This is a genomic window from Bradyrhizobium sp., assembly GCF_004799405.1.
Lineage (GTDB): Bacteria > Pseudomonadota > Alphaproteobacteria > Rhizobiales > Xanthobacteraceae > Bradyrhizobium.
Map to the genome: position 1 here is coordinate 1 of NZ_SSMW01000123.1, position 11,462 is coordinate 11,462.

9 protein-coding genes and 1 pseudogene are annotated in these 11,462 nt (G+C 61.3%); 1 reads left to right on the forward strand and 9 read right to left on the reverse strand.

The window, feature by feature from the left end:
• Window positions 1–140: nitroreductase/quinone reductase family protein (locus E7813_RS26210; protein WP_363331192.1), on the forward strand; the 140-nt coding region annotated here is incomplete at its 5' end.
• Between the two features lie 115 nt (window positions 141–255).
• Here E7813_RS26210 and E7813_RS19505 read toward each other — a convergent pair.
• From E7813_RS19505 to E7813_RS19545, 9 genes and pseudogenes are all read right to left on the reverse strand, one after another.
• The gene (locus E7813_RS19505; RefSeq protein ID WP_291576683.1) at window positions 256–1,563 is read right to left on the reverse strand and encodes an MFS transporter; all 1,308 of its coding nucleotides are present in this window, start codon (window positions 1,561–1,563) and stop codon (window positions 256–258) included.
• A 182-nt stretch (window positions 1,564–1,745) separates the two neighbouring features.
• Entirely contained in the window at window positions 1,746–3,383 is a 1,638-nt protein-coding gene (locus E7813_RS19510; protein WP_291576684.1) for a hypothetical protein, read from the reverse strand.
• 174 nt (window positions 3,384–3,557) lie between these two features.
• The gene (locus E7813_RS19515; RefSeq protein WP_291576685.1) at window positions 3,558–4,928 is read right to left on the reverse strand and encodes an ABC transporter substrate-binding protein; all 1,371 of its coding nucleotides are present in this window, start codon (window positions 4,926–4,928) and stop codon (window positions 3,558–3,560) included.
• Window positions 4,929–4,961: 33 nt separating this feature from the next.
• Window positions 4,962–5,813 carry a carbohydrate ABC transporter permease gene (locus E7813_RS19520; RefSeq protein WP_291576687.1) on the reverse strand — a complete coding sequence of 284 codons (852 nt, stop codon included), beginning with the start codon at window positions 5,811–5,813 and terminating at the stop codon, window positions 4,962–4,964.
• Window positions 5,810–6,718 (reverse strand): sugar ABC transporter permease, encoded by a 909-nt coding sequence (locus E7813_RS19525; RefSeq protein ID WP_291576689.1) that lies wholly within the window; start codon window positions 6,716–6,718, stop codon window positions 5,810–5,812. The genes E7813_RS19520 and E7813_RS19525 overlap by 4 nt, the downstream gene beginning before the upstream one ends.
• Before the next feature lie 234 nt (window positions 6,719–6,952).
• Entirely contained in the window at window positions 6,953–8,197 is a 1,245-nt protein-coding gene (locus tag E7813_RS19530) for a CoA transferase (RefSeq protein WP_291576690.1), read from the reverse strand.
• A gap of 55 nt (window positions 8,198–8,252) precedes the next feature.
• Window positions 8,253–9,911, reverse strand: a complete 1,659-nt coding sequence (locus E7813_RS19535) for a thiamine pyrophosphate-binding protein (RefSeq protein WP_291576691.1) — start codon at window positions 9,909–9,911, stop codon at window positions 8,253–8,255.
• 692 nt (window positions 9,912–10,603) lie between these two features.
• A complete protein-coding gene (locus tag E7813_RS19540; RefSeq protein ID WP_291576692.1) occupies window positions 10,604–11,068 on the reverse strand; it encodes a hypothetical protein in 465 nt (154 codons plus the stop codon).
• Between the two features lie 215 nt (window positions 11,069–11,283).
• A pseudogene (locus E7813_RS19545) lies at window positions 11,284–11,462 on the reverse strand (IS30 family transposase); the annotation flags it as partial.

The following is an 11,462-nucleotide window of genomic DNA, read 5'->3' on the forward strand; positions in this document are numbered from 1 at the left end:
CGCGGGCCAGGACAACGGCGGGGGAGGAACGCCTCCGACTTTGGAAAAAGGCGCTCGAATTTTGGCCGCCCTACGCCGACTATCAGCTCAAGACCGAGCGCGAGATCCGGTGGTCGTGCTGGATCCAGTCCATTAGGTAGGGTATGTGGCGGCCGGCCGCCGCAGCGTCCGCATGGCGCTGTTCGTCCGGCTTTATCACTTTGGCGGCCTCGTCGGCCCCCCGTATCCAGCGAAAGGCGATACAGTCTTTGGCCTTCACTGCACCGCCGGTACGGTGCGCGGTTGGCGGCGACCAATGGCTAACACGCAGATCGCGCCAACCATGGCTGTAGCGGCGATCGGCATCATGGCTAGCGGGAAGCTGCCGGTCTCAGCCTGGATCCAGCCGACCAGGTAGTTGAAGACGAACCCGGAAAGATTTCCCAGTGCATTGATTTGCGCCAGCCCGGCTGCGGCCGACGTTGCACCAAGCCATTCCGACGACAGTGCCCAGAACGGCCCCTTGCTGGCATACGTACCAGCTGCGATCAGAGTAAGTAGCGGAATCATCATCCAAAGGCTGCCAATCGCGAAGAACGTGGCTATCATGGCGGCAACCATCCACGCGAGCGGCAGCGCATTGTGCCACACCCGTTCTCCGCTACGATCAGAGCTGCGGCCCCATAACACCATCCACACAGCAGAAATACCAAAAGGCACAGCGGTGACGAGGCCGGTCTGCCAGTTCGTTAGTCCGAACGACTTGACCAGCTGTGGCACGAACAAGGCGAGTGAAGTCGAAGCTCCGGCGGCGCCCGCATAAACCAGCGCCATGATCAGCACGTATTTGTTGGACATCACACGCCAGACCGAGTCGTGAGAAATACGAGGCGCGCGCTTGCGTTCAATCTCCAGCGTGGCCATCAGCCATTGGCGCTGCTCCGGCGTCAACCACAAGGCATGCTCTGGTCCGTCGGTCAAATAAAAGAAGGTCGCGATTCCGAGCAGCACCGCCGGCACGGCTTCGAGAATGAAAATCCACTGCCAGCCGCCGAGCCCGAGGATGCCGTCCATATAGAGGATAGCACCCGAAATCGGTGAGCCAATCAGGCCTGCCACCGGCAGGGCCACCATAAAGATGCCTACGATGATCGCCCGATAATGCACGGGATACCAATAAGTGATGTAAAGGATCACGCCGGGGAAGAAGCCAGCTTCGGCAGCGCCAAGCAAGAATCGTAACACCAGGAACGAAGTCGGTCCGCCAATTAGTGCGAACGCAGCAGAGACGACGCCCCACGTGATCATGATGCGGGCGATCCAGGTACGCGCGCCAAACCGCTGCAGAGCCAGGTTGCTCGGCACTTCGAGAAGGAAATAGCCGAGAAAGAAGATGCCTGCGCCGAGGCCATACGTCTTGGGATCAATGCCGACCGCCTTATTCATTTGCAGCGCGGCGAAGCCAACATTCACGCGGTCGATGTAGTTGACCAGATAGGCCGCAATCAGGAATGGCAACAGACGCCAGGAAATCCGAAGGATTGTTTCTGATTCCAGGTTGCGGATCACGGTTGAACTTGTCATTGCTGTCCCTCCTTGATGATTTGGAACTCTGGCGACCGCTTTCCGTGGAATAAATACACCTGCCAGCGGATGTGTTTAACTTAGGTCGAGTTCTTCCGAGTCTGACCGGAAACCGACATCGCTTCCCGCCGCATCCCTACCGTGTCATGCGTTGGTTTCGCGTCAGCGCGGGCGGACGTTCGTCAGGCCAGCGCGTCAACGTCCATGGCCCGCCCGTAGCGGCGACCGCATTCAAGAAAATCGCCGTACTTCCTGTGCACGGCGGTATGCTGTACGCACGCAAGCAGCAAGCGGTCGCGGTCGAAACTGCGGTTCTTCGCGTAGTCCTCAAGTAGGCACTGAGCGATCTCCTGATTGTGCGGGTCGTTACCGAGGCGGCAGGCGGTCAGCGCCAACTGTTGCACTAACGTTTGGCGGTCGCCGCTGCTCGCGAGATACGCCTTGGTCCAAGCGACGGCCTGGGGTCCATCGAGTGCGACGATGGCAGCCAAGGTGCGCTCCAGTAATTGCAGCTCGCTCATTCGCTCGGCGCCGGCGGGAAGCTCAGCCACATAGGCCCTTCCATCGCCAATATTCTTCTGATGCCAGGCGTTGCGGTTGAGGAATGAGGCGGCCGAGTACAGCAGCTTCAGGCGTTGCGGATGCTCGAAGGAATCGTAGAACCAGCCGAGCGTGTTGCAGTATTCGTAGCAGTGTTGCGAAATGGAGAAGTTGAGGCTGTCCTGCGTCTCGAGCAACACCTGTGCGGCGCCGATCTGCAAAACGTCGAGGATTTGCCGCGGCCCTTTGCCCGCGAGCAGCAGCCGGCTCAACTGCTCAAGATAGGCCGGCTCGTGCTGACGCAACACGACTTCGAGGAATGCCTCCGCCTCGGTCGCGGTCAGCGGCTCGGAATTTGCAAGCAATGCCAATTCCCTGGCCGTGGTGCCCGCGTAGGGGACTGCCGAGATTTTCTGCTGCTCGAGGTAGTGGGTAACGCAGTTGCACGCCATCTCGTAGGTCGAATACCAGCGCGGACCGACGGCGATATCCAGCGCCCCGGCATAGAGCACCGCATGCGCGTCGTCCCAGCCGATGACCGTTCCCAGCTCGACCGTGGCGCGCGCCCGATAGGACTTGTGGCCGGTGGTATAGGAACGGTTGAGGAAGGCACGGTCCTGCAAATCGATAAGGCCGGCGAACACCAGCTCGGCGAGTACCGCTTTGCGCTCCGGCTTGTTCTGCATGAGTCCGAGAAAGACGCGATAAGCTTCGAGCACGCGGCCGCGATGCACCAGCGTCATCCATTGGTCGAGGCGGTCGCGCAACGGCCCGTCGAGACGCTCTGGCTCCTGGTCCGGCCAGTGCACGACGGGCTTCGGCGGTGCGCTTTTCTGGGGTGCCATGCCACGGGCGTAGTGGCCGGGTGCCTTGTTGATCTTTTGGTTCCAGATGTCGAGACCGGTCGGAATGTACCAAATGGTCTGCGCCATCGGTAGTCCGGCCATCTCTGCAGGCAGCCACTTCGACAGGTGCAACGTGGCACGGGCACTCAAAAGGCAATGGTCGTTGTTGACAAAGTTGACGAAGCCGTTGTCGATCCGCTCGTGGTAGGGAACGTGTGTGTAGGGCCCATGGATGCGCACAGCCTCGCGTAACATCTCGGGGAGCGGCCGACCGTCACGCACCAGATCGTAGTAGCATTCACTCGCACCGACTTGATCGCGAGCAAGGACGCGATCCTCAAGTTTTTCGTAGAGAGCGCGCGCTGACGCACCCTGGTCATTCGCGGCTTCGGAAAGCGACATCGCAATGACTCCCTGCTCGAGAATCTCTTCCATCCGGTTCGCCAGAGGACAGACTACGCAAGCTCTATGATGTCACATTGAGAGAGGAAATGGGATAGCGCTTAGGCATATCTGTCGTCACCTTTATGATGTCGTGCCTGATCGCCCGCGCCGCGACGCAACAACCGGCGCGGACAGGGCGTACCCTGACCGCGCGCCACCGGGTCGTCATTTCTGATACTGCTCGAACAGCTGCTTGATCCGTTTGGCCGCTTCCTCGGTGGCCTGTTCCGCGGTCATGTTGCTTTGCGTGATATTGGCTTCCGCCTGCGCCCAGATCTGCTCGGACAGCACGGCCGAATAGGCCGGGTTGTAGGACATCCACCACGGCACCGTCGGCTTGATCAGCCCCATATCCACCGCAACCGGCCGGTGCGGGTCCTTCGGGTCGGTCCAGTACGGATCGTTCTTCACGATGGAGGCCATCACCGGCAAATAGCGAGCGCGGGTTTCCTTCAGATAGGCGTTCATGTTCGCCGGCTGGATGAAGTCGCGCAGCAATGCCTTGGCGGCGTCCACGTTCTTCGATCCCTTGGGGATGATGGTGGGGGAAATCGCCAGCACGCTCGCCACCGGCTTGCCGTCATTGTCCATGGGGACGCCGCGGGTGATGATCTCCTTGTAGTAAAGATCGGGCTTGTCCATCTGCGCCGCGGCAATGGAGATGGTGGCGTTGGGCGTCATCACGATCTGTCGGGCGAAGAAAGCGTTGTTGTTGTCGACATCACCCCAGTTGATCGCTCCTGGCGGCACATAGCCTTTCTTGAATGGCGTCGTCAGCCGCTCCAACGTCGTGGTCGCCGCCTGGCGCACGGTGGGATCGTCGATATTCAGTTTGCCATCCGGCGTGACGATGCCGACGCCGCCATAGGCAACCAGGAATTGGTGAAACAGATTGCCGGAATCCGCCTCCTTTGTCGCCATCGAATAGCCGAGGCCGAAGATACGCTTGCCCTTGGCGCGCAGCTTGTCCTGCACGATCTGGAAAAAATCGTAGAACCTGTCGTGCGTGCCCGGCATATCGGTCGCGGCAAAGCCGGCTTCCTCCAGCAACGGGAGCCAGACCTCATTCAGCAACGAAGAGGCTTTGGTCGGCACGGCGTAATACGAGCTTTTCTTTTGCTTGGCGTTATGAAGGCGCGCACTGTTCAGCGCGGTCTCCAAAAACTCGGTCTTCTGAGATTCCACGACGTCGGAGACATCCTCCAACTGATCGTTCCAGGCCGCGCGCGGCACCAGGAAGCGGTCGCCGGTGACGGTGTGCACCACATCCGGCACGTCGCCCACCTGCATGCCGGCGATCAATTTGGTGATCACATCCGGCCCGTTCATGATGGTCAAATTGACCTTGGTGTTGTTGCGCTTTTCCCAGTCCGCCATCCAGGCTATCACGGCATCGTTTTCGGCCTTGTAGAAACCCTGGGTCCACCAGACTGTGAGTTCCCCGGCCGCCCTGGCGCGGCGAGGCATCAGGCCGGTGCCCGCCGTGATGGCGGCACCCACGCCGCCCAATACCTGCCGCCGTGAAATGAGCTTCATCTTGTTTCTCTCCCGACGCCGTTGGTGTTGCGTTCAACCCTTTACCCCGCCCATGGTCAGGCCGCCGCTCATCTTGCGGCGGAAACCGTAGTAGATAAGCAAGGGCGGAATGGCGTAGATGATTGCCGCCGCCATCAGATAATTCCAGGGTGCCTCGTCCCCCACCAGGAATTTGCCGAGCGCCACCGGCACGGTGACGACCTTGCCGCCCGATAGCAGCAGGAACGCATACAGATATTCGTTCCATGACAGCAGCAGCGCATAGGTGCCGACCGCCACCAGGGCGGGCGCCATCAGCGGCAGATAGATGCGGAGGAAAATCTGCAGCGGCGAGGCACCATCGATGCGCGCCGCCTCATCCAGTTCGAGCGGGATCGAGGCGCCGTATTGCTGGAAAATGAAAATCGCATAGGGCGTGGCGAAGGTCACTTCAACCGCGATCAGTGCGAGCGGATTGTTGGTCAGGCCATATTTGCCCATGATGCCGTAGAAAGGGATGGCCAGGAACGACATCGGGATCACATAGGTCAGCAGCGCTGCGTTGGTCAGCATCCAGCCGCTGCGAATGCGCATCCGGCTGATGGTGAAACTTGTCAGGGACCCGATGGTCAGGGTCAACAACGCGACACCGACACCGATGAAGAAACTGTTGCCCATCTGGTTCCAGAATGTCTCCAGCAGCCAGAAGGCCTGGTGGAACACGACGCTAAAGGCATGCGGGCTGGGCGCGATCGGGTAGACGGAGGTGCTGAGCACTTCCTCCTTTTCCTGCACGGAGACGCGGATGATGTTGTAGATCGGCAGCAAACTCCAAAGCAGCAGCACTGCCGATAGCAACGATACGCCAATGCTGTCGATCGCGCGGCGGCGGCGTTGTGCGGTCATATCGTGACCTCGCTGCGCCGCAACTGGCGCATCAGCAGGATCACCAGCGGGATCAACAAGGGCAGCGCCGTCAGCACCGTCGCCATCCCCAGCTTGGGATCGCCCAGTTCGAATGCGTTGCGGATGCCCAGGGTCGCGAGCACATGCGTCGACAGCGCCGGCCCGCCGCCGGAGATGAAGCGTACGGCGTTGAAATCACCCAGCGCCCAGATGGTCGAGAGCATGGTGCAGACCAGGTACATCCCCGCCATCAGCGGCAGGGTCACATGGTTGAATTTCTGGATCCGGCTGGCGCCATCGACATCCGCGGCCTCATATAGTTCGACCGGAACGGCCATGCGCCCGGCGAGGAAGATCAGGGTCCAGAAGGGCAGCCATTTCCAGATATGGCCATAGATGACCGAACCCAACGCGAAGCCCGGACTGTCGAGCCAGGGCGGCCCATCCACCTGCGCCACCTGCCAGATCAAATTGTTGATCAGCCCCCATTGCCCGTTCAGCATCCAGTTGATGGACAGATAGCTGGACAGCGCCGGCATCGCCCAGGGCAGCATGAAGACCAGCAGCAGGAACTTGGTCCACCAGCCCTTGCGCATGAAAAAGCCCGATAGCAGCAGCGCCAACAACAATTTCAGGTTCACGCCGAACAGCAGATAGAGCAGGGTGTTCACCACCGTGCGCGGATAGACCGGATCACCGAACAGCGCGCGATAGCTGGCCGGATCGCTGCCCAGCCACAGCCCATAGCCGACCGGGTAGATGACGAAGGCTATGAATATCGCGACATAGGGGGTGACAAAGGCCAACGCCCAGAGTTTGTCGGCGCCAAATGTGCCACGCCGCCGCGCACGAGGCGTGGCGCCGGTGGCCACGGCCGGGCTGTCGATCATGGTCGTGACGGCCATCGTTCCGCTCCTCCCGCCTGCGTTCAGGCGTGCGGTGGCATTTCCGTCCCTTTGGCGAAGGCGGCCCGGTTCGTCGTGGTCTGCCTCGGCCGGCTTTTCTAAGTGCGAGTGTGGCAATTTGCCCAGTGCAACACAACTAGTCTTGCGGTGGGGGCGGTATTGTCACGCACCCGACCGAAGCACGCGAGGAGCCTGCGGCCGACGTTGTCAGGCCGTCGCAAAGGATTGCGATCCTTAGATCACCTTACCTTGCCGCATGTCCCTGACCTCGTCCGGCGAGCAGCCGAGCCATTCGCCATAGATCGCCTCGCAATCCGCGCCGAGAATCGGAGCGCATTTCAACGGGACCTTGGTGTCCGACATCCGCAGCGGCCAGCCCGCAACGATCACCGGTCCGCGCACAGGATGCTCGATCGTCTGCATGATCCCGCGCTTGTGCAGGTCAGGGTCGTGCATGAGTTCGAGCGTGGTCATCAGGGCGCCGCAGGGAACGCCGGCGCCGGCGATGATCCGGGTCACTTCCTGTTTGGTGCGCTTCGACGTCCATTCGGTGATGGCCGCATCCACGGCGTCACGGTTCTCGAAACGGGTGATGCCGTCTTTCATGCGCGGATCGTTGAGCAGGTCCTCGCGGCCGATCGCTTTCACCAGGCGGAGCCAATGCTCCGCGTTGCCGCGCGAGGCAAAGATGTAGCACAGATCGTCGAGCCCGCCCGGCGCGCATTTATAGAGTCCGCCGGGCGCGGTGCCGAACACCCCGTTGCCGCCGCGTGGCAGCTGATCCTTGCGGGCGGCCTGGCGGCTCATCGGCGTGCGGCAATAGTTCAGCATCGCATCGCGCATCGCGATCTGGATGTGCTGGCCGCGGCCGGTCGTCATGCGCTGGTAGAGCGCGGCGAGGATGCCCATGGCGCAGAGCATGCCGGTGCCGGTGTCGCCGACAGTCGAGCCCGGCCGAACCGCCGGCTGGTCGGGAAAGCCGTTCACTCCCATGGTGCCGCCCATCGCCTGGGCGATCATGTCGAAGGCGAGATAGTTGGCGTGCTCGCTTTCCGGCGCAAAACCCTTGACCTGGGCGAAGATCAATCGCGGATTGAGCGCGCTCAGCTTCGGATAATCGAAGCCCAGCCGCGCGAAGGTGCCCGGCGCCATGTTCTCAATCAGCACATCGGCCTTGGCGATCATCCGCCTCAGCAGCGCCTTGCCTTCCTCGCTCTTGAGGTTGCAGGTCACGCTGCGCTTGTTGAGATTGTAGTAGATGAAATAGGTGGAATCGGCGTCGGCGCGATCGCTCAATCCCCAGCGTCCCGGCTCGCCGCGATTGGGTTCCTCCACCTTGACGACGTCAGCCCCGAACCAGGCCAGCGCCTCGGTGCAGGACGGTCCCGCCTCGAATTGGGTGAGGTCGAGCACTTTGATTCCCCTGAGCGCCGGCTGCGTTGCAGTCGCGGTGTCTGGCTGCCTTACCTGTTCCTGCATGGCGATCCTCCCAATATGGCGCTGCGGGCAATCGCCGCTGCGACGCCTTGATATCTCAGCTATGCCAGGCGAAGTCCTGCGCCTTCCGGCCCGATCCCTGCGAGATCACGACATTGACCAGCGCAGGACCGCTGAACTTCATCGCCTCGTCAAGGGCGCCGCGAATATCCTTCGGGTCCTGCACGAAGAATCCCTTGCCGCCGAAAGCTTCCATCACCCGGTCATAGCGCGCACCATAAATCAGCGCGTTGGGCTTGAGATTGAACATCGGGTTTTCCGGGATCTGAGGCATGCCGGGGCCGATGCCGCCATTGTTCAGCACGACGATCTTGGCCGGGAGGTTGTAGCGGACCAGCGTCTCCATCTCCATGCCGGAAAAGCCGATCGCCGAGTCGCCCGAAAGGTGGACGACCGGCCGGTCAGGATGTGCCACGCAGGCGGCGATGGCCTGGCCGAGGCCAACGCCCATCGTGCCGTAGGTGCCGGCATTGAGGCAGGACCGGGCGTTGAAGCTCGGCAATTGCGTCAGCCCGATATCCATGGTGCCGGCGCCCTCGGCGCTCAGAATCGCGTTCCGCGGCATCCAGGCGGCGACATCGCGCAACGCGCGGTAGTAGCCGGCCGGCGCAGCATCGTCATCGATCTGCGGCCGGATTTGCGCCGCATTATCGGCCGTCTTCTTGGCAATCGCCTGCCGCCAGGCTGAGTCCTTGGCATGGAACCACTGACGCTTGTCGAGCGCCTTGTTGAGCTGGCTGACGATGGCCTTGCCGTCGCCCACCAGCGCCACTTCCGTGGGCTTGTTGTGGCCGATCTCCTCCGGTGCGATGTCGAGCTGTATGATCTTGACGCCCTTCGCGTAGCGCGGTGGCAGGCCGAAATGAAAGATCCAGTTGAACCGCGCGCCCATCAAGAAGACCACGTCGGCCTGCTGCAGCGCCAGCGTGCGCGCTGCGCCTGCCGACAGCGGATGGTCGTCCGGCATTACGCCCTTGCCCATCGGCGAGCGCACGAACGGTACCTGCGTGCGCTCGAGGAAGGCGCGGACCTCGTCCTCGGCACGCGACCACGCCATGCCCTTGCCGAGGATAACGAGCGGCCGCTCGGCCTTTTCGAGCAGGTTCAGCGTCGCCTCGACGTTTTCCGTCGGCGCCACCATGCGCGGCGGTTCGCCGACGCGCTCAACCTCGACGACCTTTTCGAGGTCGCATTTGCCCCGGATGATGTCGTCGGGCATGTCCAGATAGGTGGCGCCGGGGCGGCCATAGGTCGCCTGCCGGGTTGCCATCTCGACGTAATATGGGATGCGGTGCACGCTTTCGATGCCGTGCGCGAACTTGCAGAACGGCGAGGCGATCAGAACCTGTCGCTCCTCCTGAAACGCGCCCATGCCGCCGCGGTAAGTCTCCGAGGCGCCGCCGATCAGGATCATGGGCCAGCAATTCTGCTGAGCATTGGCGAGACCCGCCAGACCGTGCACCACACCTGGGCCGGTCACAGTGAGGCAGGCACCGGGGCGGCCGGTGAGATATCCGTAGGCCGCTGCCGCGTAGGCCGCGCTCTGCTCATTGCGCACCCCGAGATAGGCGACGCCTTCCTTTTGCGCCGCGGCGGCGATCGCGGTGACCGGAAACCCGACGACCCCGAACAGGTGATCGATACCCTGCTGCTTGAGGCTTCTCGCGATCAGCGTAGCGCCATCGACTTCGCTCACGGCTTCCCCCTTGTGATTTATTGATCTTTAGCTCGGAGATTATGCATGGATGGCAGGTTCGCGAAAGGGCCCTGCTTTCCGATGTGCGATATAGCCGGGCAATGCGGCTCCGTGCGTTCGGGCTCTATTGGCACAAAACCGACATGCCGGTGCAGTCACCGCATGTCTGCCGTTGGGGGATACTGTTGCAAAAGTCGAAACTTGCATACCTCTGTCTCGGGCGGGTGAGTTGATCCCCTGCGCTAGCCAGCGACGAAGATGGGCGGTCGTAGAGGAGAGCGCCGGGGCACAAATATCCCGGCCAGCCGGATTCCAGCGGACCACGAGGGCCCAAGTGACGGGGCGGCTTCCTACGCGCCGCGTGCCGCACATCATTAAGCTAAGCGAGAAGGCGACGTCTCAATAGGTCCAGCCGGATGAGAATCGTCGCTATCGAGCGGGTACCCGCGCAGAGCTAGTTCGGCAGGACCAAGGCCAAGCGCCTCTATAGCCTTGTGGTTGAAAACCAATCGACCAGAAGTCCGATGGTGAACAAACATTGCCGTACGGTGTTCGATTCGCATAGCGCCCCCGTCTTCGAGATGAGCATCGGCGGCTAGGGATTTAGGCGGCAAAGGGAGCGTGGATCGTCTCCCTTAGGGGTGGGCACCCGATCTACTGGCCAACCGGATTTGACGCACGTGCGGTCTGACCTAGCCCGACGCCTCACGCAACACAGCGAACATGACTTCATCTGCGACACTCGTTGCCCAAGCCTCGCTGACATTATCAAGCGGGACAGCCGGTAAGGTGCACTCACACGCATCGGTGTTCGGGCGCACCCAGCCTTCCCTCATATAAAAGGTCACACTGGCCGCGACGTTCGTCGGTGCTCCGCTTTCTTGGATGTCGTAAGTGACGAAACTTGCGCCTTCTCTGGGCCGTGGCGCGATCAGGAATCTTGATCCCTGCCGCGAAAAGCCATTGCTTGAGGCCATTACGCCAAGGCGGATGACCTGAGTTTGCGCTTTCCATTTCGCATTTTCTTGCGCAAGTGCTACGGCCCTGTTCTTCTCGGCAGCGTCCCGATCCGCCTTGGCACGCGCGGCCTCAGCTTCCCGTTGTTCGAACGCTTGAACTGCAGCCTTGCGGCGTTCGTCTTGCTCTTCCGTCGTCATGACCTATTCTTCTCGGTTTGTGTTCGTCACGCCGGCGTCATTCCGACGCCCGCAGGCTCGACCCGATTGCCGCTCAAATGAGCCCCCTGACCGGAAAACCGCCCAAGGGTATCAAATCATAACGCAGCGCTAGGCGGCTAGGGCTAATGTCCGAGTTGGGTCATTAGCAAGACATGCGCCGGGTCGGATCGAATGTCCGCTTTACCCCTGCCGGCTCAACCGGTCGACGCAACACAGGCGTTAAATCTCTCTGCTGGGGTTTCAAATTGCAAGGTCTCACGTGGTCGCTCGTTTAGCTGACGAGCCACTTTGTTCAGATGGGCTTGCGAGTGAACCGATAAGTCAGTGCCCTTTGGAAAGTACTGTCTCAGCAGGCCATTGGTGTTCTCGTTCG